We start from the raw sequence: 26,632 nt of genomic DNA, 5'->3' as shown, positions 1-26,632 counted from the left end.
ACCCGTTCTATTGTTTGAATTCAAAATCCAGCGCGGCGCCTTCCACATCGCGTCGCGCTTCATTGCGCAGTTGCAACTGCATTTCGTTGCTGAGCAAGCGGCCGTTGAGCTGGAAACCGGCGTCCTTCTCACCGAACATCTGCGGCAGGATCGCCTCGCGCTTGGGCAGCTCCACCGTGCCCTTGGGCTTCAACTCTTCAACCATATCCTTGGGCAGGCTGAGATCGAGTTTTGCCGGCGGCAATTTGGTCCTCGCCACTTCGCTGGCGGATTTCGATTTCGAAGCAACCGGGCGGCGCTTCTTCACTGTGGCGTTTTTTTTGGCCTGGGCTTTTTTTGCCGGAGCCGCGGTTTTCACGGTTTTGTTCGTCGTACTCGTCGCTGCCGGTTTTTCCTGGGCTGCGGCCGCCATGACACCCGGCGCCTGACCGATCATCAGCCAACCCAACAATACCCACGCGGCAGGAACAATGGCTTTCATGGACCCAACGAACTAACGGCAGAGGGCCACATGCTCGCCTGTTGTGCGTCACATGACAAGCATCACCTGCCCCCTCGTTCAGAAACCGCCAGCGGTTTCCTGACACAGTTGCGTCGCCAACAGACCCAGCGTCATCAGTGCCCGCTCCGCCTCGCGATTCCACGGAATGCCGCAATTGAGGCGGATACAGTGGTTGAACTGCTCGGTGTTACTGAAGATCAGCCCCGGCGCGATGCTGATGCCTTGTTGCAGCGCGCGGACATGCAATTCCTGGGTGTTGACCCGTCCCGGCAAGCTCACCCAGAGGATGAAACCGCCGGTGGGCCGGGACATTTGCGTGCCATCGGGGAAGTGCTGCTGCACCGCCAGCTGGAACGCGCTGAGGTTTTTTCGGTATTCCTGGCGGATGTACCGTAAATGCCGGTCATAACCGCCGTTTTCCAGATAGGCGGCGATCGCCATTTGCGTAACGCTGCACGCCGAATGGGTGCTGAAGGTTTGCAGTCGCTGGATTTCCTGCTGGTACTTGCCAGCGATCATCCAGCCGATGCGCACACCTGGCGACAAGGTTTTGGAGAAGCTCGAGCAGTAGATCACCCGATCCAGCCGGTCATAGGCTTTCAGCGCTTTGGTGCGGCCTTGCTCGAACATCAGTTCGCCATAGATATCGTCTTCGACAATCTGAATGTCGAAATCCGAGGCCAGGCGCAGCAACTGTTTCTGCCGCTCTTCCGGCATGGTTCCGCCGAGGGGATTACTCAATCGCGTGGTCAGCACCAGTGCCTTGATCGACCATTGGTTGGCGGCCAGTTGCAAGGCTTCCAGGCTCATGCCGGTGGCGGGATCACTGGGGATTTCGATGACTTTCAGACCGAGCAGATCAGCCAGTTGCAGCAGGCCGTAATAGGTGGGTGATTCCGCAGCGATCAGATCGCCCGGCCGGGTCAGCACGCGCAATGACATCTGCAGGGCATCGACACAGCCGTGGGTGATCACCACTTCCGATGGATCGACCACCACGCCGGCGTCACGCATGCGGATCGCGACCTGCCGGCGCAGCGGTTCGAAACCGGGGCTGAACATGTAGCTGAACGCCCGCGGACTGTGGAATCGGGTGACCTTGGCGAGCTGCTGATGCAGTGCCCGCACCGGTAAATAATCGACACTCGGTACCGCAGCGCCCAGCGGAAACACGCCTTCACGTCGGGACTCAACCAATACCTGTTGGATGATGCTGCTGCGCGTGACCAGCCCCGGCCGCTCGACCCGCGCGATGTCCGGGGTCGGCGCGGTCAGCGCGGGGGTCTGGTGCACGTAATAACCCGATTGCGGACGGGCGCGGATCAGGCCCTGGTCTTCGAGGTTGGCATACGCCTGCAACACCGTCGCGTGGCTGACGTTGAGCTGCGAACTCATCTTGCGCACCGAAGGCACGCGCTCCCCGGGTTGATAGACACCACGGCGGATGTCCTCGGCCAGTTGCTGAGCAATACGTTGGTAGAGCAAGAGATTGGTCATGACGCAGCACTCGATTTCACGGGCGTTTTATTCTTGTGTGAAACAATACCGGAACAGTTTAGAAGTGTACTGGGACAGTTGCCAGATTACTCGACCGTACAGTGCGGTGTCTGCCCCATCTGTACGGTTTTGCGCGGCAATCGACAGACGTAAAAAAGCCCGGCACTGCATGACAGGCCGGGCTTCCCAGAGACGCAACCCTCAGCGGGCGGCGCCGAGCTGGCCTTTTTCGTCGGAGAAAACAATTTCCACCCGGCGGTTCTGTGCCCTGCCGCGCTCGGAAGCGTTGGCGTCGACCGGGAACTGGTCGCCGTACCCTTCGACCTGAATGCGTTTTTCATCGACACCCAGATCGACCAGCACGTCAGCCACCGATTGCGCGCGGTCTCGGGACAGTTTGAGGTTTTCCTGCTTGCCGCCCGTGCTGTCGGTATAACCCTCGATGCGCACCACGCGCTTGGGGTTCAGTTGCAGGAACTGAACGATCTTCAACACGACACGGTTGGCGGAGTTTTTCAGTTCCGCTTCGCCGGTGTCGAACAACACATCACCGAGAGTCATCACCAGACCACGATCGGTCTGCGTGGTGGCCAGCGCCACGATCTGTTCCTCCAGCCACTTGCCTTGCTGCTGCACGCTGAGCAGTTTCGACTCGCGCAGGGCCAGTTGCAGACGCTGCCGCTCCAGTTCGAGCCTGGCCGCCTGCTCCTCGTTGAGTGCCTGGTTGGTGTGCTCGCGAGCGATTTCGCTGTAGCGCTGGCTCAGGTAGGCGTAATGCACAACGTCGGCACCGCTGCCCCAATAAGTCGACAGACGATCGGCGCGGGCCAGGGATTCACCGGCGCGGATCACGTCTTTCGGCGCAATCCGCAGCACGTTGGAATCTTCCTTGACCTTCTGGAAATCAGCCCCGGCCTGTTGCAGCGCCGCCTCGCTGTGCTGGCCGGCGCAGCCGTAAAGGCTCGCGCACCCGGCGAGCAGCAGAATGCCAATAGCGTTGGATCTGAGGCTCATTGCGCTTCCCCCAGTTGCAGCTGCTTGCGCAGGCGGACAATGCGGGTATTGAGCACATTGAGTTGCTCTTCGCTTTTTTTCGTCAGCACCTTGGCTTCGGCCAGACGTGCATCCAGTTCGGCCTGCTCGGCACGCATGCGCGCATTGCGATAGGACTCGTCCGCCATGTTGCCTTTGGCGCGGTTGTACTTGGTTTCGGCCAGTTGCATTTCCGGCACTTCGTCAGCGGTGGCGCCGACTGCCTTGGCCTGCACGATGGCCTGTTCGGTCAAACGCATTTGTTCACTGGGTGCCGGATCGGTTGCGCACCCGGCCAGGGCCAGAACGGCCACAGCCGCGAAAAGAGGTCGAATACTCACTAAGAATCCCTACTGTTTTGGGGCACTGACAGGTTGTGGCGGCTGTTGCTGTTGCGCCTTCCAGCGCTCGATGTTGCGTTGCAGCGCGGCTTCCGTCAGTCCGGACGCGGGCAATTCTGTCATCTTTTTGGCGAGCTGTCCGCGCAACCACGGATCGTTGCAGGCCGAGTTATGGGAAACCGCGAGGAACAGCCCCGGACGATCAATGGGTTGCTCGAACGCCAACAGATCGCTGGTCATGCCCAATGTCTGCGCGGCGGCCAGTCCTGAGTAACGTCCGGCGAGGACATATTCCACCTCGCCCAACAGAAGTTTCTGTAGGGCCTGGGTAAGGTTGGCTGTCCGCGTCAGGGTCAGATTCTGTTCGGCGAAAGTGCCGAATGCCTGGGTCATCCGAGACTTTTCCGACACCGCGCCGGCATGGCCTTTCAGATCGACCGCCTCGGCATAGGTCAGCGTCGAGCCTTTGCGCGTCCACACCAGATAGTCGTTTTCCAGCAGTGGCGGATGAATGAAGTCGAGGTTTTCCAGCTCATTCACGGTCAGCGGTGCGTCGGCGAGCATGTCCATGCGCCCGCTGCGCACTTCATCGAGCGCTTGCGAGCGTTTACCGGCATACAGCAGATCGACTTTGATGCCGAGGTCCTTGGCCACTTGCTGCAACAGATCGGCACTGGCACCGATCAAGCGCTTGGGGTTTTGCGGGTCCTGCCACAGGTACGGCGGCGCATCCGGGCTACCGGTGACGACCAGGCGCTCGCACTTGCCAGCGGCCGTGGCCAGACCTGGCAACAGCATCAATCCCAACAACCATCCGCAGCGCAGATCCATGGCAAACCGTTCCCCACTCAAATCCGAAACAAAAAAAAGCCCGACCAACAGGCCGGGCTCTTTATAAGTGAAGCCGCCGGATTAGACCAGCTTCTCCAGCTCAGGTACTGCTTCGAACAGATCAGCCACCAGACCGTAATCGGCCACCTGGAAGATCGGCGCTTCTTCGTCCTTGTTGATCGCAACGATCACTTTGGAGTCTTTCATACCGGCCAGATGCTGGATCGCGCCGGAGATACCGACGGCGATGTACAGCTGCGGCGCAACGATCTTGCCGGTCTGACCGACCTGCATGTCGTTCGGTACGAAACCTGCGTCGACCGCAGCGCGGGAAGCGCCAACAGCTGCGCCGAGCTTGTCGGCCAGAGCGTACAGGTGTTTGAAGTTGTCGCCATTCTGCATGCCACGACCGCCGGAAACGACGATCTTCGCAGCGGTCAGCTCAGGACGATCGGACTTGGCCAGCTCTTCGCTGACGAAGCTCGACGTACCGGCGTCGTGGGCAGCGCCAACCGCTTCAACGGCAGCCGAACCACCTTCAGCGGCAACCGGGTCGAAACCGGTGGCGCGCACGGTGATCACTTTGATCGCAGCAGTCGATTGCACGGTAGCGATGGCGTTACCGGCGTAGATCGGACGCTTGAAGGTGTCAGCGCTTTCCACCGAGATGATCTCGGAGATCTGGTCAACGTCCAGCGCAGCAGCAACGCGCGGCAGGATGTTTTTGCCGTTGGAGGTCGCGGCAGCCAGGATGTGGCTGTAGCCAGCGCCGAGTTCGGCTACCAGCGGCGCGATGTTTTCCGGCAACTGATGCGCGTAGGCGGCGTTGTCAGCGTTGAGGACCTTGCTCACGCCAGCGATTTTCGCCGCGGCTTCGGCCACCGGGCCAGCGCCCTGACCTGCCACCAGAACGTGGATGTCGCCGCCGATTTTGGCAGCGGCGGCCACGGTGTTCAGTGTGGCCGGGGCCAGCACTTTGTTGTCGTGTTCAGCGATTACCAAGATAGTCATTTTTAGATTACCTTCGCTTCGTTTTTCAGTTTCTCGACCAGTTCAGCCACCGACTTGACCTTGATGCCTGCGCTGCGTGCTGCCGGCGCTTCGACTTTCAGAGTCTTGTTGGTGGAGGCGGTGGAAACGCCCAAAGCGTCCGGAGTCAGCACTTCGAGAGGCTTCTTCTTGGCTTTCATGATGTTTGGCAGAGACGCATAGCGCGGCTCGTTCAAACGCAGATCGGTGGTGACGATGGCCGGCAGTTTCAGCGAAACGGTCTGCGCGCCGCCGTCGATCTCGCGGGTCACGGCAACGCTGTCGCCGGAGACTTCGACTTTCGAAGCGAACGTGCCCTGACCGTAGCCGCTCAGTGCAGCGAGCATCTGACCGGTCTGGTTGTTGTCGCTGTCGATCGCCTGTTTGCCAAGGATCACCAGCTGAGGCTGTTCCTTGTCGACGACGGCCTTGAGCAGCTTGGCCACGGCCAGCGAAGTCAGGTCTTCAGCGGATTCGACGAGGATGGCGCGGTCGGCACCCAGAGCCAGTGCGGTACGCAGCTGCTCCTGAGCGGTGGTCGGGCCGATCGAGACGACGACGATTTCAGTCGCAACGCCCTTCTCTTTCAGGCGAACGGCTTCTTCCACGGCGATTTCGCAGAATGGGTTCATCGACATCTTGACGTTGGCGAGGTCGACGCCGGAATTGTCCGCCTTGACGCGGACCTTGACGTTGTAATCCACAACGCGTTTGACAGCTACAAGAACCTTCATGGATTCCTCGTTACTCTCCGGTGAAAAGAAAGTCGCCTAGGCGAACCTGGCGGATGATGCTCATCGGGCGACAAGGGCACCTCTAAAAACGCCGGCTTGAATGTGAGGTGATTCACTTGGCGAAGGGTGATGACCGTTCGTCAGGGGTGACTGCCGGGTCATTCATTCCCACGCTGTGTAAACTGCGCGCCGGACTTGCGCTGCGCATCACCGTCTACTGCCTGTGCCCTGTCTTTAGAGGTGCTCTTGAAACCGCCAGTCTGCCTACGGCGAGCGCAAAACCGCCCGTATCTTGACCGGAACGCCCATTCTGGTCAATACGCCAAAATGCCCTGTCATAAGCCGCGCTTCTTTGATTTATCAGGGCTGGAGGCGATTCAAACAAACGTTTGTATTGGACGCTAGGAGTGGTGTAGATATAATGCGCCGCCTAGAGAGAAAGGTAGATTCGCCAATATTCCCTTTGACGTTAACGTAAAGGCAATACGGAAGCGACATCAAACCTCCAAATCAGAAAAAAAACTGTTGAGCCTTGAGTAGGAGATAGCCTGTGGAACGCGAATACATGGAATTCGACGTCGTCATCGTCGGTGCCGGCCCCGCTGGTCTGTCCGCCGCCTGCCGCTTGAAGCAGAAGGCCGCTGACGCCGGTAAGGAAATCAGCGTCTGCGTGGTCGAAAAAGGCTCCGAAGTCGGCGCGCACATCCTCTCCGGTGCGGTGTTCGAACCCCGCGCATTGAACGAACTGTTCCCGGACTGGAAAGCACTCGGCGCACCGCTGAACACGCCAGTCACGCGCGATGACATTTTCGTGCTGAAAAACGCCGACAGCGCGCAGAAGATCCCCGACTTCTTTGTGCCCAAGACCATGCACAACGAAGGCAACTACATTATCTCCCTCGGCAACCTGTGCCGCTGGCTGGCTCAACAGGCCGAAAACCTCGGTGTGGAAATCTACCCGGGCTTCGCCGCTCAGGAAGCGCTGATCGATGAAAACGGCGTGGTGCGCGGGATCATCACCGGTGATCTGGGCGTCGATCGCGAAGGCCATCCGAAAGAAGGCCTGTACACCCCGGGCATGGAATTGCGTGGCAAGTACACGCTGTTCGCCGAAGGCTGCCGTGGCCACATCGGCAAGCAACTGATCAAGCGCTACAACCTCGACAGCGATGCGGACGTTCAGCATTACGGCATCGGTCTGAAGGAAATCTGGGAAATCGACCCGGCCAAGCATCAGCCAGGCCTGGTGGTGCACACCGCAGGCTGGCCGCTGGACATCATGGGCACCGAGAACACCGGCGGCTCGTTCCTTTATCACCTGGAAAACAATCAGGTAGTGGTCGGTCTGATCGTCGACCTGTCCTACAGCAACACTTACCTGTCGCCATTCGACGAATTCCAGCGCCTCAAGCATCACCCGGTGCTCAAGCAATACCTGGAAGGCGGCAAGCGCGTCAGCTACGGCGCCCGCGCCATCGCCAAGGGCGGCCTGAACTCGCTGCCGAAAATGGTCTTCAAGGGCGGCGCGCTGATCGGTTGCGACCTCGGCACCCTGAACTTCGCCAAGATCAAAGGCAGCCACACTGCGATGAAGTCCGGCATGCTCGCGGCTGAATCGGTGGCAGATGCGCTGTTCGCCGAGCAGGATTGCACGGTCGAACTGACGACTTACGTCGACGCGTTCAAGAACAGCTGGCTGCACGAAGAACTGTTCGCCAGCCGCAACTTCGGCGCGGCGATTCACAAGTACGGCGCGATCATCGGCGGCGGCTTCAACTGGCTGGACCAGAACATCTTCGGCGGCAAACTGCCGTTCACCCTGCGCGACACCAAGCCGGATTACGCCTGCCTCAAGCTCGCGGCCGACTGCAAGAAGATCGACTATCCGAAACCCGACGGCAAACTGAGTTTCGACAAACTCAGCTCGGTGTTCATCTCCGGTACCAACCACGAAGAAGAACAGCCGTGCCACTTGAAGCTGACCGACCCGAGCATCCCGATCAGCAAGAACCTGCCGCTGTACGACGAGCCGGCGCAGCGCTACTGCCCGGCCGGCGTGTACGAAGTGATCACCAAGGAAGACGGCGAGAAGCGCTTCCAGATCAACGCCCAGAACTGCGTGCACTGCAAGACCTGTGACATCAAGGACCCTGCGCAGAACATCACCTGGGTGGCGCCGGAAGGTGCCGGCGGCCCGACTTATCCGAACATGTAAGTCGACGCGCTGAACAACAAGGCTCCCGAAATGGGGGCCTTTTTGTTGCCCAAAATTCCTGCAACACCGCCGAACCAATGTAGGAGTGAGCCTGCTCGCGATAGCGGTGCTTCAGTCAGCATCATCGTCAACTGATACACCGCTATCGCGAGCAGGCTCACTCCCACAGGGGATTATCGTCGGCTCAGGCAGCGCGCTCATCTCCCGGGCTACGTTCGAAGTAGCGCTTGTACTCGCGGCTGAACTGCGACGTGCTCTGATACCCCACCCGATGCGCCACCTGTGCCACCCCCAGCCCTTCCGCCACCAACAGCGTCTGCGCCTTCAACAAGCGCAAGCGCTTGAGATACTGCACCGGCGACAACAACGTGCTGCGTTTGAAATGCTCGTGGAAGGTCGACACGCTCATGTTCGCGCAACCGGCGAGTGTCTCGACATTCAGCGGCTCGGTGTAGTGCGCATGCAGATGGCTGATCGAAGCCGCCACCCGGGCGAATTGCCCTTGTTGCTCGACCAGCGCGCGCAACACATCCGCTTGCGGCCCGCGCAGCGCGACGAACAATAATTCGCGGACCCGCGCCGGGCCGAGAATCTGGCATTCCAGCGGATCGTGCAGACAGCTGAGCAGGCGTTCGACGCAACCGCGCATGCCGTCATCGAGCACCACCGAGGTCATCGACTCCGGTGTCTGCGCCGGAATATGCCGCCCCGGCGCCAGCCCCATGGCCAGCACCAGTTCGCCGAGCAGTACGCGATCGATCGCCACCGAGATCCCAAGCAACGGCGCATCGGGCAAGGCAAAGGTTTCGCATTCGAACGGCACCGGCAGCGCCTGGATCAGGTAATGCCCGGCGCCATATTCCATGGTGCGTGGGCCGAGAAACGCCAGCTTGCTGCCCTGGGCGATGATCATCAGGCTCGGCTCGTAAATATGCGGGCCACGGGCGACGTCGCAACTGGCGCGCAAAATCTGCACACCGGGCAGGCCGGTCTGGCTGTAGCCATCGCGCAGCGCCAGCGGTTCGATCAGCGAAACCAGCCGGGCATTGGCATCAAGATGACGGGTCAACTGCATCGAATAGGTCTTCGTAAAAAAATCAGGAAAAGGGGATGAAAACATGATCGCAGATCTGCTGGCCAATACGACTGCCGCAACCCGCATCCCGGAGGATTAGGCATGAGACCCGGAGAAATCGTCATGGCCGCACCCGCGCCCGGCGCCCAGAATTCACCGCCTCACTTGTCACTGTTTTTGCGAGGTCACTCATGTACACCGCCATCGGCTATGCCGCCCAGTCGGCCACCACTCCCCTCGCCCCGATGAAATTCGAACGCCGCAGCCCGCGCGCGGACGACGTGGCGATCGAAATTCTCTACTGCGGCGTCTGCCACTCCGACATCCATCAGGCACGCAACGAATGGGGCATCGCCGTTTATCCGCTGATGCCCGGCCACGAGATCGTCGGAAAAGTCACCGCTGTCGGTGCGAATGTCACCCGTCACAAGGTAGGCGATCTGGTTGGCGTCGGCTGCATGGTCGATTCCTGCCGCAGTTGCGAAGCGTGCCAGGCGAACCTCGAGCAATATTGCCTCGAAGGCCCGACCATGACTTACGCGACCCCGGACCGGGTCGATGGCAGCAACACCATGGGCGGTTATTCGGACAGCATCGTGGTCAGCGAACACTTTGTCGTGCGCATCCCGGAACGCCTGGCGCTGGCCAGCGCCGCACCGATTCTCTGCGCCGGCATCACCACCTACTCGCCGCTCAAGCACTACGGCGTGAAGGCCGGTGACAAGGTCGGGATTCTCGGCATGGGTGGCCTCGGTCACATGGGCATCAAGTTCGCCAAGGCCATGGGCGCGGAAGTCACGCTGTTTACCCGCTCGGCAAGCAAGGCTGAAGAAGGTCGCCGTCAGGGTGCCGATCACGTCATTGTCTCCACCGACGCCGAACAGATGAAGGCCGCGGCCGGTTATTTCGACTTTCTGCTCGACACCATTCCAGTCCAGCACGACCTCAACCCGTACCTCGACACCTTGCGCTTCGATGGCGTGCACATTCTGGTCGGTCTGATCGAGCCGGTGAACCCGCCGGTCCACGCCGGCAAACTGGTGATGAGCCGTCGCGTGCTGGCCGGCTCGCTGATCGGCGGTATCGCCGAAACCCAGGAGGTGCTGGATTTCTGCGCCGAGCACAACATCACCTGCGACATCGAAATGCTCGACATCCGCAATATCAACGAAGCCTACGCGCGGATGATTGCCGGTGACGTGAAGTACCGTTTCGTCATCGACATGGCGACGCTGAAGGCTTAAACCTTCACGGCTTACACCTTCAAGCCAAGCTCCGCCGACAGCCGGGTTGTGACCCCTTTGAGCAGGGGGATCAACTCGGCCATTTTTTCCAGCGGCATGTACGGCACGGTGCTGGCGATGCTGATCGCGGCAACAATGCCCTTGCTCGCATCGCGAATCGGCGCCGCCACGCAGCGGATCGACGGTTCGTTGTCTTCCAGATCGAAGGCGTAGCCACCAGTGACGTATTCGCCCATGCGCTGCTCCAGCTGTTCCCACGACTGCTGGGGATGCTGCGGCCAGAACTGACTTTTGCCACCCGCCGGCAGGCTGATGTCGTACAGCCGCCGCCAGTCCTGCGGCGAGTCATCGAGCATCAATGCCTTGCCGATCCCGGTGCGCACCAGCGGCATGCGATGGCCGACCCGCGAGCGCATTTCCGGGCCGTTGCGCCCAGGATTCTTCAGCAGATACAACACCTCGTCGCCTTCGCGAATGCCCAGATGCACGGTATCGCCGGTCAGCGCCGACAACTCGTCCAGATACGGCCCGGCCAGGGTCACCAGCGGCAACTCTTCGCGGGCCTGAAAGCCCAGTTCGATCAGCTTCGGCCCAAGCAGATAACCGATTTGCGGGACCACGCGCAGATAACGCTCGTCGACCAGGCAACTGGCCAGCCGATGGGTGGTGCTGCGCGTGGTGCCGATCAGCCGGGCGATCTCCTTGAGATCACGTGCGCCGCTGGCCACCGCTTGGACTACACCGAGGCCGCGCAGTAGCGTCTGGGTGCCGGTGGGCGCGGCGTCCTTGGTTTTTTCCGGGGCGTCTTCCTGCATATCCAGCCTTTTACCGTTGAGCGAAGGAACGGGCGGCATTATGGTCGCCCGACGCAGAGCACTACAACTCGATACGCTCGACCTTGCCCACCAGCAGCACGTAGGACAGGGCACCGACCAGTGCGAGCACGGCGATGTAGGTAATCGCCGGCGCGAACGAATCGCCGCTGGCGAGGAAGCCGATCACGATTGGCGTCGCGATCGCCGAGAGGTTGCCGATGAAGTTGAACACGCCGCCGGTCAAGCCGAGCAAACGCGCCGGCGCCAGCGTCGACACCAGCGACCAGGTGATCGACGCCAGACCGTTGCCGAAAAATGCCAGGGCGAGGAAGGCGATCACCAGCGGCGTCGACTCGACGAAGTTGGCGCCGATGATCGAGGTCGAAATCAGCAGCCCGCCAATGATCGGCAACTTGCGCGCGAAGCCCACGGTGTAGCCACGGCGAATGAGGAAGTCGGAAAAGAATCCCGAACACAACACTCCCACGAACGCGGCGAGAAACGGCAGCGACGCGAGCAGGCCGGACTTGATGAAGTCCATGCCGCGATATTTCACCAGGTAGGTCGGGAACCAGGTGAGGAAAAACCACAGGGTCGAGTTCAGGCAGAACTGGCCGAGGTAGATGCCCCACAACTTGCGTTTGCTGAGGACGATGCCCAGATCGGTCCAGCTGAATCTGGCTTTGACCTTGGCCGCGTCAGCCTGGATATCGACCAGCCCGCCACCCTCGCGGATCAGATCGATTTCCGCCTCATTGGCGCCTTTGAAATCGCGCGGCTCGCGATACACCGCGTACCAGATCAGCGCCCACAGAATACCCACGGCGCCGGTGGCGACGAACACCATGTGCCAGCCGAATTCATGTTGCAGCCACGCCAGCACTGGCGTCAGGAAGGCCAGGCCGACGAACTGCCCGGAGGTGTAGAAACCGATCGCCGTGGCGCGTTCGCGCTCGGGAAACCAGGTGGTGACCACGCGGCTGTTGATCGGATAGGCCGGCGCTTCCAGTGCACCGACGGCCATGCGCAGCACGAACAGTGCGATGAAGCTGCTGACGAAACCGAGCATCACCGTGGCCACCGACCACAGCAGCAGCGCGACGCTATAAAGGATCCGAGGCGGCACGCGATCGACCAGCCAGCCGCCGGGGATCTGCATCGCGGCATAAGTCCAGCCGAAAGCGGAGAAGATCAGCCCGACGTGTACCGGATCGATGCCCAGCTCACTGGTCAGCGCCGGTGCGGCAATCGACAGGTTGCTGCGGTCGAGGTAGTTGATGACCACGGTGATGAACAGCAGCACCATGATGAAAAACCGCTTGCGGCTGGGCGTGACTAAAGACGCCTGCCCGGAGAGGGTGTGCGTTTGCATGAGGAGAGCCTCTTTTTATGTTTATTGAGGTCGGCCTGAGGCCTTGCACAAATCCCTGTAGGAGTGAGCCTGCTCGCGATAGCGCTCTGTCAGTCACAAACATTCCGGATGTAAAACCGAATCGCGAGCAGGCTCACTCCTACATTGGGATTGTGGTGTTTCGCAGACGACTTACCACTCGGCAAAGCTGCCATCGGCATGGCGCCAGATCGGGTTGCGCCAGCGGTGGCCGACGGCGGCGCGTTCGATCACGTATTCCTCGTTGATCTCGATGCCCAGCCCCGGGCCGTTCGGAATTTTCACGAAGCCCTGATCGTAGTCGAACACCCGCGGGTCCTTCACATAGTCGAGCAAGTCATTGCTCTCGTTGTAATGGATGCCCAGGCTCTGCTCCTGGATAAACGCGTTGTAACAAGCCGCGTCGAGTTGCAAACACGCCGCCAGCGCAATCGGCCCCAGCGGGCAATGCAGCGCCAGCGCGACGTCGTAGGCTTCGGCCATGTTGGCGATCTTGCGGGTTTCGGTGATGCCGCCGGCGTGGGACGCGTCCGGCTGGATGATGTCGACGTAGCCTTCGCTCAACACCCGTTTAAAATCCCAGCGCGAGAACAGCCGCTCGCCGAGGGCAATCGGTGTGCTGGTCAGCGGCGCCAGTTCTTTCAGCGCTTCGTAGTTTTCGCTGAGTACCGGCTCTTCGATAAACATCAGTTTGTAAGGGTCGAGTTCCTTCATCAGCACCTTGGCCATCGGCTTGTGCACGCGGCCATGGAAGTCGACGCCGATGCCGACGTTCGGCCCGACCGCGTCACGCACGGCGGCAACGTTGGCCAAGGCGAGATCGACTTTTTCGAACGTGTCGAGGAACTGCAGCTCTTCGGTGCCGTTCATTTTCACCGCAGTGAAACCACGGCTCACCGCCTCTTTCGCCGCGCGCGCGGTGTCAGCCGGGCGGTCGCCGCCGATCCACGAGTAGACACGGATCTTGTCGCGCACCTGGCCACCGAGCAGGTCGCTGACCGAGACGCCGAGGGCCTTGCCCTTGATGTCCCACAGGGCCTGATCGATACCGGCCAGCGCACTCATGTGGATCGCGCCGCCGCGGTAGAAGCCGCCGCGATAGAGCACGGTCCAGATGTCTTCGATGTTGCGTGGGTCTTTACCGATCAGGTAGTCGGACAATTCTTCCACCGCAGCGGCGACCGTGTGCGCGCGCCCTTCGACCACAGGCTCGCCCCAACCGGTCACGCCCTCGTCGGTTTCGACCTTGAGGAAGCACCAGCGCGGCGGAACGATGAAGGTCGTGAGTTTGGTGATTTTCATCTCTGCTCTCTTTTGTAAATGCAGCTTTTATTAGATGCAGCGCACACAGCGCCAAAATTCTTAACGCAGGGCTTTCCAGGCAGCCACGTAGGCCTTGGCATTGACCGCCACCTGCTCGGGCGTCATGCCCGGTTTGAACAGGCCGGAACCGAGGCCGAAACCTTTCACGCCAGCGTCGATAAAGGCCTGCATGTTGTCCGGGGTAATGCCGCCGACCGGCGCCAGCACCGTGCCGGCCGGCAACATCGCAAGCCAGGCTTTGACGACTGCCGGCCCCATCTGCTCGGCCGGGAACAGCTTGAGAATGTCCGCACCCTCGGCCAGCGCGGCGAAGGCTTCGGTCGGCGTCGCCACGCCCGGCGACAGGTACAGCCCCGCCGCTTTCGCCGCGCGCAACACCTTGGCATCGCTGTGGGGCATAACGATCACTTGTCCGCCAGCAGCTTTGACCTGCTCGACCTGCTCGGGGGTGAGCACCGTGCCGGCACCGATCAGGCAATCGGCGGGCAGCGCATCACGCAGAATGCGGATACTGTCGTACGGCGATGGGGAATTGAGCGGTACTTCGATGACGCGAAATCCGGCGGAATAAAGGACTTCTCCGACAGCCGCCGCTTCCTGCGGTTGCAGGCCACGCAGAATCGCGATCAGACCGTTTTGTGCCAGTGCTTGCTTGAGCATGTCAGGCCTCCAGTCAGGGTTAACGGGATGAGGAATCGATCAGCCCGGCGGCACGCGCCAGTTGCCACAGGCCACGCTCGGTCGCCTGCTCGGCCAGCGTCACCCGAGCAAAGCCGCAGGCGTCGAGGGCACGGCGATAACGCGTGCACAGTTGCGCATTGCCGATGAGCACGATCGATGGAAGATTCGCTTGATTGCGCCGGCGCCGCTGCACATTGGCGAGCGCGGCCAACTCGTGGCCGATCATCAGACCGGACAGATAATCCGCTTGAGCGCTCGGGCTCAGTTCACCAGTGAGGCCGAGGGTACGGGCGCTGAACAGGGTCGAGAGCACACCGAGCTCGGCATCCGCCGACAGCGCGATTTGCACGCCACGGTCAAATGCCTGTGCGTCGAAAGTCAGGCTCGGCTGTTGGGTACGGCCAAGAATGCTGTGTTCGCTGAGTACGGCGAAGACTTCGCCAGTCATGAAGGTGTCGAAATGCGTGATGCGGCCATCGACCACTTCCACCCATTTCGAGTGGCTGCCGGGCAGGCCGATCAACAGATCGTTACCCGCCTCGGCCGGCAGACTTTGCAGCACGCCGAGGACTTGGGTTTCTTCGCCGCGCATCACATTCGGCAGCCGCGAACGCTGGATCACGCCCGGGACGATATGCACTGGCGTGCCGCGAAGACTGATAACGCTCTGTAGGGAATTTCCGAGATGGGCGACGTCGGCCGGCGTCTCGCAGTAAGCCGCTTCGCGCCAGCCCTGGGCACTGCCGACCATACCGCAAGCGATCACCGGCAGATCCGGCTGCGCGTCGAGCCAGTCACCGCAGGCTTCGTCGAAGGCCAGTTCAAAACCATCGGCGCATTCACGACCGTGGATGATTCGCGGAGTCTTGGGCAACTGCATGATCCCGGACGACAGCGCACGCTGCTCCAGCACCACACCGTCCGCCGCGAGTTTGTAAGCACGTAATGAGGTTGTCCCCCAATCGAGCGCGATCAATTGCGCCTGCATCGCTTCACCTGTTTTGTTTTTGGCAGTGAGTGCGACGGACTATAAACCTGGGCGGCTCAAAATCTCAATATATAAATATCAATCCCATATTTTGGGATGAGTAATCACCCTGCTTTGGACTTGATGGGGGGATGGCTTAGTTGCGTTAGCGCATCGGTCGATGACCTAGGGAACCGAAACTCTCAAGTAACTCATCGAGCGCCCCCGACTCAGTATTTATTGACTTCTTTCATGAGATCTTTGACTGGAATCTTCATGACCTCCGATAAATAGACCCTGTAGGAGTAAGAGTTGATTCTGACTTTACAAGCTATAGACTGTTGACGAGCCACCAAGGCTCTTAATTCATCGCTGCTCATTAGCGTATAACTTGTCGAATCCTTAACCTTGTAAAACATCAGATCCGCTCTGAAGACTAGTCCCTCCCCTGACTTCACCGGCTCAACCCAGCCCTCGCCATATTCCTTCAGATCTTGAGGCATTGCGAAATCTGTTTCTTCGTCGAAAGAACAGAGAAGAGATTGGCTTATTTTAGATTTGAACAATGGCTCCACGTCGACATCAGAAGAGAACGTGACTTGGTAAATATTTCGATTGAGATAACGCTCCGTATTCATGTATTCAATATGGGCAATCGGCCGCCCGTGACTGATAGCGCATGACGCACATACCAAAAACATTGAAATCAGTAAAGATTTACGCACATTTCCTCCCTTTGAAGTGCTGTATCACTGACTGCATAAGAATATCCCTCGCTGACACTCCGCTACCTAATACGGCAATGTAGATAGCCCAGGCATCGGCATGATTCACATCAACCCGGCCGTTCATGTTCGGGCCGCTTGTCATGTCCCACTGCTCTCCAAAATCCGCCACGAGATCAGAAAAATTCCAGTCTTTGGCATCCGCTCTTACATTCACCCAATATTCAGCCTTGGGAGTAGGCTCTGTTTGATAAATATTTGATATGCCCCATACGATCTGACCCTCTCCGACGGGGTCCAGCGTAACCAATACCGGGATCCGATAGCCTTTGTCTGCCAGCACTTTAGACAAGTGAGCTCCATTCCAGCCTCCCAGGCTATGCCCGATAATGTAGACCGGAGTGGTCAGGTCGGGAATTTTCGCCAACACATTTGCATTAAGTCCCTCATCACTGGTGAAGGCGTTATAACCGATGTGGTGTGCGTCGTAGGTATCAGGGCAAAGACCTTCAGCGTCCATATTCTTGATGAATATTTTCAGAGCCTCCGCCACGTTATTGTTCGGGCCCGTTCCGTAATAACTTTCTTTATCTCCCGCTCCTCCAACGAAAAACAAAACAATTTTTTTCGGGCTAACGGTAGCCTGTTTTACGGTCCCGTCGGTTTTACAGGTTAATTCGTGTGTCACGACCAGTCTTTGACAGCCTTTCAATTCTGAATTTTCAGCGGCCATAGCTTCTTACTCTACGAACAATTTGATGGATTCAGGCAGGTGCGAGCTCACCGTGTGCGTGAAACCTGCTTCATCGGTAACGCCGTGTTCGACGCGCCCGTCACCCCGTTGAATCGCGTAGGGATGATTCGGCATGGGCTCTCCTGTGATCTCGTTGATCACTTGCATCCGATCGTTGAAATGCACCGGCATCGGCAGCAACCCGCTAAACGCGGCCCCTCCCCCGCTCTGGCCGATAATCACCGTGCCTGAGCCACCGATCACGACATTGCCATGCCCACCAGTGCTGTCGAGCATCGCGGCATTCAGGCCGTTAATGAAAACGGTGCCGGAGACCGCTCCGGTGATAGGGCTGCCACACGCTGATTTATCGGTCATGCGGGCAGCCGCGAGGCAATCGAAAAACACGTCCGGCGAGCCGGAGACTATCGGGTTGGTGCCGTGACCCGGCAGTGGGCAGGCGGTTGGGTCGGTGACGCGAGCTGCGGGTTTACCACTCAATTCAAAGCTCCTTGCTTAAGGGGTGCCGGGGATGGCTGATAGATATCGATGTCGGTCGCGGCAAAGCGCCAGCGATTGTCGACCGGGTCGAACAGAGCATGACAATGCTCACGGCTTTCAGACGATGTGGCGGTTTGTATGGCACGCCAGGCTTCGTCGGCTTGCCACCTCAACTCGGCAGGCGTTACATCATCAAGTTCGTTGAGCCAGGCGTTGTAGTTGCGCAGGTGATTGCGCTCGAAAGTCGATTGCAGCAAGTCGCCCATTTGCACGCCAAGGTCAAGATGATGCCCGGAGGTCCAGCGCCCCACTTCGGACTAGACGTGCCAGCCCATCGGTATCAACGCACCGTTCTTCAATAGAGAATGGCCAGCGAGAGCGACGAAGCCGCAACAGATGTGCAGCATCAGCCAGCCTTGATGAGCGTCGATAATCGCAGTTGGATCAAAGGTTCTCAGCGCTACCACGCGGTATTCGCCGAGGCCGGCGCTGCGCGACATCAACTCGGCGTCGAGCCGCGACACGAAAGCCCGAATAGCCAGGCCACCGGTGCGCTGGGCCATGCAGAGAATTTCGACAGCCTGTCGTTTCGGGTCGTCGGAAGAGCCGGTGGTTTTCACCAGGCCATACAGACGCATGGAAGCCTGCAGTCCGCTCATTGCTGGTCACTCATTGACACAGCGGGAGCTCCGCAGGCGCGGAGAAATGTTGCCAGAAGCATTGCAGGTGTCGTCCGTGAGCGCGCAAAAATGGCGCACAGAATGCCGGACTAGAACAATGCCTACAACCGAATCAGCATGAGATTGCTTTTATTCTGTTCACCCCTCGGCAAACTCCCTCAACACCTTGCCATCCATGCGATACCGCACCCACTCCTCCTGCGGTTGCGCGCCGAGGGATTTGTAGAATTCGATGGCCGGGGTGTTCCACTCCAGCACACTCCATTCGAAGCGGCCGCAGTCGTTGGCGCAGGCGATTTTCGCCAGGTGGCGCAGCAGGGTTTTACCGGCGCCGCCGCCGCGTTGTTCCGGGGTGATGTAGAGGTCTTCGAGGTACAGGCAGTTGCTGCCCAGCCAGGTCGAGTAACTGAAGAAGAACACCGCGAAACCGATCGGCAAGCCGTCGCGCAGGCAGATCAGGCCGTGGGCGGTGGCGCCGTCGCCGAACAGGCTGCGTTCGATGTCGGCGACGCTGGCGATGACTTCGTGACGGGCCTTCTCGAAATCTGCCAGTTCAGTGATGAAGGCGAGGATTTGCGGCGCATCGCTGGGGGTCGCCGGGCGGATTTCGATCGTCATGGACGGGCCTTGTGTGCAAATTAAAGCGCCATACTAAGGCGCGCAGCGGCGCTCGTCACATGGCAAAACATCCTGACCTGCCCAATTTGATGAACACTGCTGCCCCTGTGGGAGCGAGCCTGCTCGCGAAAACGTCCTTCCAGTCAGCCTCGAGTCAACTGACATAATGTCTTCGCGAGCAGGCTCGCTCCCACAGTTGATACCGCACATTCTGAAAGGATGCTTATGACCGTTAACTGTTTTGCGCCGATGGAAACACTGGCATCAGCGCTGATTCGGCACGCACTGGAACCCTCGGACGACGGCGCCCACGACTTCGCCCACCTGCAACGGGTCTGGCACAACGCACGCACCTTGCATGAAACCGAAGGCGGCGATCTCGAGGTGCTGCTTGCGGCCGTGCTGCTGCACGATTGCGTCGCGGTCGAGAAAAACTCAGCTCTGCGCTCGCAGGCTTCACGTCTTGCCGCGGACAAGGCTTCATCGGTGCTGCAGGAAAAAAACTGGCCCCGCGAGAAAATCAGCAACGTCGCCCACGCCATCGAAGCCCACAGTTTTTCCGCCAACATCACCCCACTGACACTCGAAGCGAAAATCGTCCAGGACGCCGATCGCCTCGACTCGCTGGGCATGCTCGGCGTTGCTCGAACCTTCTACGTGGCCGGGCGCATGGGCTCGGCACTCTACGATCCGCAAGATCCCGAAGCGCATGAACGCGAGTACGACGACAGACGTTTTTGCCTCGATCATTTCCAGACCAAACTGCTGCATCTGGCCGACGGCTTTCAGACCGCGACCGGCCAGCGTCTGGCACAGATTCGTCATCACCGTCTGAAGGATTTCATGGAGCAGTTCAAGGAAGAGATCGGCATCGCCTGAACAGCAAAGACGTACCTCGGTGAAGACCGTTCGTCGATCATCAGGCACCAATCCGACACCAGGGCTGACCAACCAAGTGTATGGATTCCAATCACTGGAGAAGCCCTATGATCTCGTCAAGGTTGACCGCTCTTGTCTTCAGCGCCCTGCTCTGCCCTGCGGTGTTCGCCGCCTCGTCCACGGCAGCAGGCACTGGCCCTACCGATCCGACCCCGCCACGTGCGCCTGCCATCAACAGTGCCCCCGGTGTGAACACCGATGGCTCCGGTGTGCCGCTGATCAACCAGCCACCAGCCACCGGTACCGACCCGCGCACTCAGGGCAGCGATCCTGGACGTCAGGGCGGCATGAACACGCCAGACTCCCCGGCCGCCACGCCTGACAATGCCGGTCCGGGTGTCGGCTCGAAAACCACCACCGGTGGCTCCGGTTCCGAAGGTGCCGGTCAGTAGTTCGCCGACGCGAGCGCCCTATTCACTCCGATGAAGAGGTAACCATGAACGTCGACAAAGACCTGGAAAAAGAAGTCCTCACCCGTCTGCTCCACGCGCATCCCAATGGTCTGGGCAAGGAGGTGCTGGACAATTACCGGGGCGAGAAAGTCGTGGCCAGCGCCCTCGCCGCCCTGCAGGATCGCGGGCTGATTCACCACGGTCATGTGACATGCAGTGAAGCGGGCGAACACTCGCTGAACCTGCCGATCAAGCTCAGTTCAGCCGGGGTTGAAGCGGCGAAGAAACTCGATAGCTGACGCTGGATGGGGCTGCGGACTTTCGACTTCGGACGTTTGATTCGTCTCGAGAGATTCGCAGCCCTCGGCGCAACGCACCACATCCTGACGCAAGGAGAAATCCCATGCCTCGTGGAAGCAAAGACAAATACACCACAGAACAGAAGCGCAAAGCCGAGCACATCGAAGACAGCTACGAGAAAAAGGGCGTGTCGAAAGATGAAGCCGAGGCGCGCGCTTGGGCGACGGTGAATAAACAATCCGGCGGCGGTGAAAAGTCCGGCGGCTCAGGGCGCAAAAAGCCTGCGAGCGCCAAGTCGCAAGAGCGCAAAGAGTCATCGCGCCGCGCGGTGGCCAGTCGCAAGGGGCACTCGCGTAACAGCGAAACTTCGAAGGACACCCAGACTGTCGACAGCCTGATGAAGGAAGCCCGGGCGAAGAATATTCCGGGGCGCTCGTCGATGCGCAAGCAGGAGTTGATCGAGGCGTTGCGCAAAGCGGGCTAGAACGCCCCCACTGTAGGAGCGAGCCTGCTCGCGATGGCCGTGGATCAGTCGCCACAGGACTCGCGGATAAACTCATCCACCTCAGCCGCCCCCGGCGATGTCGCCGGCCCCCAGCGAGTTACCGCCAGCGCTGCCGCAGCATTGGCGCGCCTGGCCGATTCCCACGCATCCAATCCCTGCGCCAATCCGGCAACAAACACCCCGGCGTGGGCATCGCCGGCGCCATTACTGTCCAGCGCTTTCACAGCAAATCCCGGCACCTGACGACGCTCGCCACGCTGTTGAATCCAGCAACCCTGCGGCCCGTCGCGCACCACCATCAGCACATCTCCAGGCAAAAATTTCGCCAGACGATCCATTGCCACGCCAATCTCATCAGCGCCGGTAAAACGCAGCGCCTCGACACTGTTGCTGGTCCACACATCGATGCGCGGCAGCAACGCTTGCATCATCGGCGCGTCGGGCGATTCCACCAGCGGTCCCGGGTCGAACACCACATTGACCGATCCCGGCAGCGCCAGTGTCCAGTCGAGCAACGCCTGCGCCTTGCCCTCGTGCAGCAGGCTGTAACCACTCAGATAAACGTAATCGCCGGCCTCGGCCAGCACGCTGTTCAAATCCTCCTCGGTCACCTCGCCTTCGGCGCCGATGTAGGAAATGAAACTGCGTTCGGCCGAGGCATCGGTCAGCGCCACACACAACCCGGTGTCTCGCTCGGCCGGTTCGCGGATGCCAATGCAGATACCTTCCGCCTGCATCGCTTGGCGTGCCAGATCGCCGAAGCGCCCGCTACCATGGCGACCGAGATAGACCACCGGCAAGCCGTTACGCACCGCCGCCGCCATCACGTTGAAACCGCCACCGGCTTCGAATCCCGCCGACTGCGCCAGTACGTCGCCGCCAATCTGCGGCAATTTATCCACGGCCATGACCAGGTCGATGATGACCTGGCCGGTGTGCAACATCTTAGGCATGAGCATTCTCGGGTTGCGCGGCGCGGCGATCTTTCGCGCCGCCGAGTATCAGGTAAAGGCCACCGGCGACGACGAAGGTCACGATCCAGCCGAGGCCGTTGTGGCCCAGCCAGGAGTCGGACAGAAAGCCATTGAACCAGACGTTTTCCGCCGTGGTGCCGATGGTGGTGAAGCTGAAGCCGAGCACGATGGCGATCGCCCAGGCGCCGAACGCGCGCCACTCGATGCCGCCGCGATACCAGTAGGCGCTGCTCGGGCTGACGTCGAGCAGGTCTTTGGGGCTGTAGTAGTGACGGTGAATCAGGTCGACCACGAAGATCCCCACCCACGCAGTGATCGGCACCGCCAGCAGGGAAATGAAGGTGATGAACGGGCCGTAGAAACTGTCGGCGATCAGCATGAAGTAGATCGAGCCGGCGAAGATCGCGACGATGTCGACCACCACCGCGTAGACGCGTTTGACCTTGAGACCCAGGGTCAGCGTGGTCAGGCCGGCCGAGTACACCGACAGGTTGTTCGACAGCAGCAGGCCGCCGAACGCGGTGATCAGGTACGGCACGGCCATCCAGGTGGGCAGCATGTCGCGGATCGCCACGATCGGGTCAGTCGCCGAAGCCAGGTCATTGTTGCCCACCGAGAGCAAGCCGCCGAGGGTGATCAGCAGCACCAGCGGAATGCCCGCGCCGAATGCCGCCGACGCCACCAGACGCACAGCCTTGACGCTGCGGTGCTGATAGCGCGACATGTCGGCGCCGGCGTTGGCCCAGCCGATGCCGGTGCCGGCAGCCATGGTGCCGATACCGATGATCATCGCGCTCAGCGGCGCCGGCGTGGCGTTGAACACCGCACTCCAGTCGATGGTCGCGCAGAGGAAGCCGCCGACGAGAATGTTCAGCGCGCCGAACACGTAGGTCGCCCACTTCTGGATCACCAGCAGTGTCGCGTGGCCGAGCCCGGACACCGCCAACGTCAGCAGGACGAAGATGGCGATAAAGATCAGCGTCAGTACCGGCGCGCTTTTCGCCTCGACCGGCGAGCCGAACAGGATCGAACACAGCGACAGCAGTACGAACGCCGCGGTGGTGGTGTTGACGGTTTCCCAACCCAGACGCGACATCAGCGAAACCAGCGTCGGGCCGATGTTGCCGCGTACGCCGAAGATCGCCCGCGACAGCGTCAGGCTCGGCGCGCGGCCACGACGTCCGGCAATCGAAATGATGCCGACCACCGCAAACGAACCGGCGGCCCCGAGGATCGCGACGATGATCGCCTGCCAGATCGCCAGCCCGCGAAACGCCACCAGCGTGGCGCCCAGCGGCAGGCCGAGAATGGAAATATTGGCGGCAAACCAGACCCAGAACAGCTGCAGCGGATGACCGTTGCACTCGGCTTCCGGCACCGGCTCGATGCCGCGGGTTTCCAGTTGCCCGACGCTTTGCCCGGCGGTTGATGAACTCATGAAGATGCTCCTGTTTGCCTTTTTTATGGTTGTGGCAATGATGCAAAACGACAAGACAACCGGCCTTCCGAGGCCTGTCTGTGCGATCCATTGCTGTGTGAATTCTTTAGAAATGCGCCGCCCCTTTCGCGAGCAGGCTCGCTCCCACAAGGAAATGCATTCCAATTGTGGGAGCGAGCCTGCTCGCGAAGAGGCCAGCCAGTCAACGCAAGGCCAAAAGCCCCTGCACCAATGGCTCGAGCTCAAGTTGATTAACCGCTTTCACCGTCTCGATCATCTGTACCGGCCAGCACTCAAGCCCCAGGCAGGCCCCGAGCATGGCGCCGAGAATCGCCGCGATGGTATCGGTGTCGCCACCCAGGCTGGCGGCCATGCACACCGCGTCAAAAGCGCTCATCTCGCCAATGGCCACTTGTTGCGCCAGCGCGAATGAAACCACCACCGACTCCTGCGACGCCACCGATGTACCGATCACGTCATAGAGCAGATCGGCGAGCAGTGTTTTGTCACTGTCGACACTGATGCTGCGCGCCCAACTGATCCGTGAGGCGATGCGCCCACCGGCGACCCAGTGCCCGTGGACTTCGGCTTGCTGGGCAATCTGCTGGCCGAGGTTCAGCGCCTCGCCCAGATCGACGCCATTGATTCCGGCCGAGACCACCGCCGCCACCGCCGCCGCGCTGGAAATCCCCAACGTGGTGTTGTGAGTCACCTGACAGGCTTGCACCACTGCCGCAATGAAGCGCTGCGGATCGGCCACGTTCGCAGCTATTCCCACCGGGGTGATGCGCATCGCCGCGCCGTTGGTAGTGCCGTAGCGCCCGGCTTCTTCCGGGGAATGCCCGGCGAGGATCATCTCGATGGCGCGTTTGGTCGACGGGCCGAGCAAGTCCTGCGAGCCTTTGGCCTGCATCTGTGCTTCCCATTCGATCAAGCGTTGGGCAAGCACGGCGGGTTCGATGCGGCCCTGACCTTCGACCAGCAACTCGCCAACCAGAATCGCCTGTTCGGTGTCATCGGTGATTGAGCCCTTGGGCATGTTCGCAGCGATCGGTTGCAAGGGACCGGCATCCTGCAGATCAGTGATCTGTCCGAAGCGCGCTTTGATCGTTTCACGATCGAGCGACTGCGTCGGCATGCCCAGCGCATCACCCAGGGCCAGACCGTAGAAAGCGCCGAGCGCACGGTTGAGCGCGGTCATTTCGATTCTCCAAATTGCAGGTGCAGACGAAAGTGCACTGGATCGAGCAGACTTTCGACCTGCTCCATGAAACGATTCTGTCGGTCGTAGGTGGTGCGCAGCGCCTTGAGGAACACCGTGCCGGCCGGGCGACCGAGCAACTCGGCGTCTTCGGCACTCAGCGGCTCGGCGCCGATCCACTGATCGCCGCGTTCGCCGATGTAGCCGTAGGCGGCCAGGGTGATGGTCAGAGAATTGTCGATCAGACCGACACGCGGCAGGCTTTCCAGGCCGCCGTTGGCCGGCATCAATGCACGTTCCAGAGACACCAGCGTACCGTCGGTGGCGCGCCGGCGACGGTCGAGGGTGATGAATTGATCGGTGCCGAAACGCACCAGCAGATCAGGTCGGGTTACGGCTTCGAGGCGCAACACTTCGGTGTTGATCAGCGCCCCGCTGTCGGCCAGCGCCTGCGCCCAGCCGCTGCGCTGATCCAGCGCGACACCGTCGAAGGTCACGATGGAACCGACCCCACTTTGCGTGGCGATGTACTTGCGCCGCTTCAGCTCGGCCAGCGCCTCACGCAAGGTGCCACGGCTGACCTGGAATTCTTGAGCCAACTGATGTTCGCCGGGCAACAGAAAGCCGTCCTCCATGAGGCCGCTTTCGATGCGTCGGACGAGCTCGTCGACCACCCTTTGTTTCTTGTCGAATCGTACCTGTCTAATCATGTACAAATTGATAACCGAAACGGGTGCGGGCGAGCAAGGAAAATCTCGGGGAAGAGACAGAAGGTTGAAAGTCAAAAGCACCCTCACCCTAGCCCTCTCCCGGAGGGAGAGGGGACTGAATGGGGGATGCTCAAGAGGTATGCCGGCCTGATATTGCTTTAGCGAATCCACAATCGACCCAACCTTGCAGGTCGATGTAGACCGCAAGACACCTCGGTCGGCCCCCTCTCCCTCCGGGAGAGGGCTGGGGTGAGGGTAGTTCTTGACGTTAGCGTTGTTTCAGGCGGTCAATGACCACAGCCAACAACAGGATCGAACCCCGAATTACATACTGATAAAACGTATCGATGTTCTTCAGGTTCATCGCGTTCTCGATGATCGCCAGAATCAACACCCCGGCAATCACATGGCGGATCATGCCGATGCCGCCGCTCAGCGAAACCCCGCCCAGCACGCAAGCCGAGATCACCGTCAGTTCAAAACCCTGACCAATCATTGGCTGCCCGGAAGTCATCCGCGAGGCCAGGATCACCCCCGCCAGCGCGCCGATCACACCGTGCACGGCGAAGATGATGATCTTGGTGCGGTCGACGTTGACGCCCGCCAACAGCGCCGCTTCCTGGTTGCCACCGATGGCCATGGTGTTGCGTCCGTAGGTGGTGTAGTTCAGCAGCCAGCCGAAGAACAGGAAGCAGACAATGGTGATCAGGATCGGCACCGGCACGCCGAACAACTGGCCGTTACCGAAGACGAAGAAGGATTCCTGCGAGACGCCGACCGCTTTGCCGTTGGCAAAGATATAAGCCAGACCGCGAACGATCTGCATGGTCGCCAGCGTCGTGATCAACGCATTGACGCGCAACTTGGCAATCACGATGCCGTTGATCAACCCGACGATCAGGCCCATCACCAGCGCCGCACTGACCCCGAGAAACACGCTGTTGGTGTCACGCATCACCACCGCCGCGACCACGCCGGCACAGGCAATCACCGAACCGACCGAGAGGTCGAAGTGTCCCGACGCCAGGCAGTAAAGCATGGTGCACGCGGCGATGCCGGTGGTGGAAATCGCCAGGCCCAGACCGCGCATGTTCAGCGGCGAGAGGAAGTTGTCGATCAGCAGCGTGCAGGCGACAAAGATGCCGATCGCCGCCAGCAGCATGACCCAGTCATCAAGGAAGCGCCGCAGGTCCAGCGGTTTGCGCTCGGTCGGCAGGGTTTCGTTTTGGGTAGTCATCAT

30 protein-coding genes are annotated in these 26,632 nt (G+C 60.2%); 6 read left to right on the top strand and 24 right to left on the bottom strand.

Annotated features, from left to right (window positions below):
- Positions 1-7: 7 nt before the first annotated feature.
- The 7 genes from BLU71_RS02450 to BLU71_RS02420 all read right to left on the bottom strand — a co-directional run bounded on the left by BLU71_RS02450 (position 8) and on the right by BLU71_RS02420 (position 5,966).
- Complete coding sequence (locus BLU71_RS02450) at positions 8-481, bottom strand: translation initiation factor 2 (RefSeq protein ID WP_083352230.1); 474 nt, start codon at positions 479-481, stop codon at positions 8-10.
- Between the two features lie 78 nt (positions 482-559).
- Positions 560-1,999 carry a PLP-dependent aminotransferase family protein gene (locus BLU71_RS02445; RefSeq protein ID WP_083352229.1) on the bottom strand — a complete coding sequence of 480 codons (1,440 nt, stop codon included), beginning with the start codon at positions 1,997-1,999 and terminating at the stop codon, positions 560-562.
- A gap of 201 nt (positions 2,000-2,200) precedes the next feature.
- Complete coding sequence (locus BLU71_RS02440) at positions 2,201-3,013, bottom strand: OmpA family protein (protein ID WP_064361482.1); 813 nt, start codon at positions 3,011-3,013, stop codon at positions 2,201-2,203.
- On the bottom strand, positions 3,010-3,372 hold the full coding sequence (locus BLU71_RS02435; protein ID WP_172667940.1) for a DUF4398 domain-containing protein: 363 nt from the start codon (positions 3,370-3,372) through the stop codon (positions 3,010-3,012). The genes BLU71_RS02440 and BLU71_RS02435 overlap by 4 nt, the downstream gene beginning before the upstream one ends.
- Positions 3,373-3,381: 9 nt before the next feature.
- On the bottom strand, positions 3,382-4,203 hold the full coding sequence (locus BLU71_RS02430; protein WP_083352228.1) for a substrate-binding periplasmic protein: 822 nt from the start codon (positions 4,201-4,203) through the stop codon (positions 3,382-3,384).
- Between the two features lie 81 nt (positions 4,204-4,284).
- The gene (locus BLU71_RS02425) at positions 4,285-5,214 is read right to left on the bottom strand and encodes an electron transfer flavoprotein subunit alpha/FixB family protein (RefSeq protein ID WP_042610727.1); all 930 of its coding nucleotides are present in this window, start codon (positions 5,212-5,214) and stop codon (positions 4,285-4,287) included.
- 2 nt (positions 5,215-5,216) lie between these two features.
- Positions 5,217-5,966 carry an electron transfer flavoprotein subunit beta/FixA family protein gene (locus BLU71_RS02420; RefSeq protein ID WP_007908338.1) on the bottom strand — a complete coding sequence of 250 codons (750 nt, stop codon included), beginning with the start codon at positions 5,964-5,966 and terminating at the stop codon, positions 5,217-5,219.
- 550 nt (positions 5,967-6,516) lie between these two features.
- On the opposite strand from BLU71_RS02420, the gene BLU71_RS02415 reads away from it, so the two are divergent.
- Positions 6,517-8,181: an electron transfer flavoprotein-ubiquinone oxidoreductase gene (locus BLU71_RS02415; protein WP_064361479.1), complete on the top strand. Its 1,665-nt coding sequence runs from the start codon at positions 6,517-6,519 to the stop codon at positions 8,179-8,181.
- A gap of 184 nt (positions 8,182-8,365) precedes the next feature.
- On the opposite strand, the gene BLU71_RS02410 is transcribed toward BLU71_RS02415, so the two are convergent.
- Positions 8,366-9,256, bottom strand: a complete 891-nt coding sequence (locus BLU71_RS02410; RefSeq protein WP_083352227.1) for an AraC family transcriptional regulator — start codon at positions 9,254-9,256, stop codon at positions 8,366-8,368.
- 191 nt (positions 9,257-9,447) lie between these two features.
- Between BLU71_RS02410 and BLU71_RS02405 the strand changes: the two genes are divergently transcribed.
- Positions 9,448-10,500 (top strand): NAD(P)-dependent alcohol dehydrogenase, encoded by a 1,053-nt coding sequence (locus BLU71_RS02405; protein ID WP_039760107.1) that lies wholly within the window; start codon positions 9,448-9,450, stop codon positions 10,498-10,500.
- Positions 10,501-10,511: 11 nt separating this feature from the next.
- On the opposite strand, the gene BLU71_RS02400 is transcribed toward BLU71_RS02405, so the two are convergent.
- From BLU71_RS02400 to BLU71_RS02355, 11 genes are all read right to left on the bottom strand, one after another.
- A complete protein-coding gene (locus tag BLU71_RS02400) occupies positions 10,512-11,315 on the bottom strand; it encodes an IclR family transcriptional regulator (RefSeq protein WP_042610724.1) in 804 nt (267 codons plus the stop codon).
- A 61-nt stretch (positions 11,316-11,376) separates the two neighbouring features.
- Complete coding sequence (locus BLU71_RS02395) at positions 11,377-12,687, bottom strand: MFS transporter (RefSeq protein WP_064361478.1); 1,311 nt, start codon at positions 12,685-12,687, stop codon at positions 11,377-11,379.
- A 171-nt stretch (positions 12,688-12,858) separates the two neighbouring features.
- A complete protein-coding gene (dgoD, locus tag BLU71_RS02390; RefSeq protein WP_016770960.1) occupies positions 12,859-14,007 on the bottom strand; it encodes a galactonate dehydratase in 1,149 nt (382 codons plus the stop codon).
- Between the two features lie 60 nt (positions 14,008-14,067).
- Positions 14,068-14,688 (bottom strand): 2-dehydro-3-deoxy-6-phosphogalactonate aldolase, encoded by a 621-nt coding sequence (locus tag BLU71_RS02385; RefSeq protein ID WP_083352226.1) that lies wholly within the window; start codon positions 14,686-14,688, stop codon positions 14,068-14,070.
- A gap of 19 nt (positions 14,689-14,707) precedes the next feature.
- Positions 14,708-15,697 (bottom strand): 2-dehydro-3-deoxygalactonokinase, encoded by a 990-nt coding sequence (locus tag BLU71_RS02380; protein WP_083352225.1) that lies wholly within the window; start codon positions 15,695-15,697, stop codon positions 14,708-14,710.
- 209 nt (positions 15,698-15,906) lie between these two features.
- Positions 15,907-16,401 (bottom strand): hypothetical protein, encoded by a 495-nt coding sequence (locus BLU71_RS02375; protein WP_156889209.1) that lies wholly within the window; start codon positions 16,399-16,401, stop codon positions 15,907-15,909.
- The gene (locus BLU71_RS02370; RefSeq protein ID WP_065616837.1) at positions 16,394-17,134 is read right to left on the bottom strand and encodes an alpha/beta hydrolase; all 741 of its coding nucleotides are present in this window, start codon (positions 17,132-17,134) and stop codon (positions 16,394-16,396) included. The genes BLU71_RS02375 and BLU71_RS02370 overlap by 8 nt, the downstream gene beginning before the upstream one ends.
- 6 nt (positions 17,135-17,140) lie before the next feature.
- Positions 17,141-17,635, bottom strand: a complete 495-nt coding sequence (locus BLU71_RS02365; RefSeq protein ID WP_083352223.1) for a PAAR domain-containing protein — start codon at positions 17,633-17,635, stop codon at positions 17,141-17,143.
- Positions 17,632-17,901: a hypothetical protein gene (locus BLU71_RS27620; protein ID WP_231982459.1), complete on the bottom strand. Its 270-nt coding sequence runs from the start codon at positions 17,899-17,901 to the stop codon at positions 17,632-17,634. Before BLU71_RS27620 ends, BLU71_RS02365 begins: the two co-directional genes overlap by 4 nt.
- Before the next feature lie 51 nt (positions 17,902-17,952).
- Positions 17,953-18,294 carry a hypothetical protein gene (locus tag BLU71_RS27615; protein ID WP_231982458.1) on the bottom strand — a complete coding sequence of 114 codons (342 nt, stop codon included), beginning with the start codon at positions 18,292-18,294 and terminating at the stop codon, positions 17,953-17,955.
- A gap of 159 nt (positions 18,295-18,453) precedes the next feature.
- Positions 18,454-18,933: a GNAT family N-acetyltransferase gene (locus tag BLU71_RS02355; RefSeq protein ID WP_064361472.1), complete on the bottom strand. Its 480-nt coding sequence runs from the start codon at positions 18,931-18,933 to the stop codon at positions 18,454-18,456.
- A 225-nt stretch (positions 18,934-19,158) separates the two neighbouring features.
- Between BLU71_RS02355 and BLU71_RS02350 the strand changes: the two genes are divergently transcribed.
- From BLU71_RS02350 to BLU71_RS02335, 4 genes are all read left to right on the top strand, one after another.
- Positions 19,159-19,812: an HD domain-containing protein gene (locus BLU71_RS02350; RefSeq protein ID WP_083352222.1), complete on the top strand. Its 654-nt coding sequence runs from the start codon at positions 19,159-19,161 to the stop codon at positions 19,810-19,812.
- 107 nt (positions 19,813-19,919) lie between these two features.
- Positions 19,920-20,264 (top strand): hypothetical protein, encoded by a 345-nt coding sequence (locus tag BLU71_RS02345; RefSeq protein WP_042610718.1) that lies wholly within the window; start codon positions 19,920-19,922, stop codon positions 20,262-20,264.
- A gap of 44 nt (positions 20,265-20,308) precedes the next feature.
- The gene (locus BLU71_RS02340; RefSeq protein ID WP_041479421.1) at positions 20,309-20,563 is read left to right on the top strand and encodes a hypothetical protein; all 255 of its coding nucleotides are present in this window, start codon (positions 20,309-20,311) and stop codon (positions 20,561-20,563) included.
- A 104-nt stretch (positions 20,564-20,667) separates the two neighbouring features.
- Positions 20,668-21,048 carry a Rho termination factor N-terminal domain-containing protein gene (locus BLU71_RS02335; protein ID WP_064361470.1) on the top strand — a complete coding sequence of 127 codons (381 nt, stop codon included), beginning with the start codon at positions 20,668-20,670 and terminating at the stop codon, positions 21,046-21,048.
- A gap of 44 nt (positions 21,049-21,092) precedes the next feature.
- On the opposite strand, the gene BLU71_RS02330 is transcribed toward BLU71_RS02335, so the two are convergent.
- The 5 genes from BLU71_RS02330 to araH form a co-directional block, all read right to left on the bottom strand.
- Complete coding sequence (locus BLU71_RS02330; RefSeq protein WP_083352221.1) at positions 21,093-22,022, bottom strand: PfkB family carbohydrate kinase; 930 nt, start codon at positions 22,020-22,022, stop codon at positions 21,093-21,095.
- Positions 22,015-23,481, bottom strand: a complete 1,467-nt coding sequence (locus tag BLU71_RS02325) for a purine-cytosine permease family protein (protein WP_083352220.1) — start codon at positions 23,479-23,481, stop codon at positions 22,015-22,017. The genes BLU71_RS02330 and BLU71_RS02325 overlap by 8 nt, the downstream gene beginning before the upstream one ends.
- 202 nt (positions 23,482-23,683) lie before the next feature.
- Positions 23,684-24,682, bottom strand: a complete 999-nt coding sequence (locus BLU71_RS02320; RefSeq protein ID WP_042610714.1) for an ADP-ribosylglycohydrolase family protein — start codon at positions 24,680-24,682, stop codon at positions 23,684-23,686.
- Positions 24,679-25,392, bottom strand: a complete 714-nt coding sequence (locus BLU71_RS02315) for a GntR family transcriptional regulator (protein ID WP_042610713.1) — start codon at positions 25,390-25,392, stop codon at positions 24,679-24,681. The genes BLU71_RS02320 and BLU71_RS02315 overlap by 4 nt, the downstream gene beginning before the upstream one ends.
- A gap of 268 nt (positions 25,393-25,660) precedes the next feature.
- Positions 25,661-26,629, bottom strand: a complete 969-nt coding sequence (gene araH, locus BLU71_RS02310; protein ID WP_039760239.1) for an L-arabinose ABC transporter permease AraH — start codon at positions 26,627-26,629, stop codon at positions 25,661-25,663.
- Positions 26,630-26,632 lie beyond the last annotated feature (3 nt).

The organism is Pseudomonas moraviensis, from assembly GCF_900105805.1.
In the GTDB taxonomy this organism is placed as follows: Bacteria; Pseudomonadota; Gammaproteobacteria; order Pseudomonadales; family Pseudomonadaceae; genus Aquipseudomonas; species Aquipseudomonas moraviensis_A.
The sequence above is the reverse complement of the archived record's forward strand: the minus strand, read 5'-3'. Positions and strand labels throughout refer to the sequence as shown.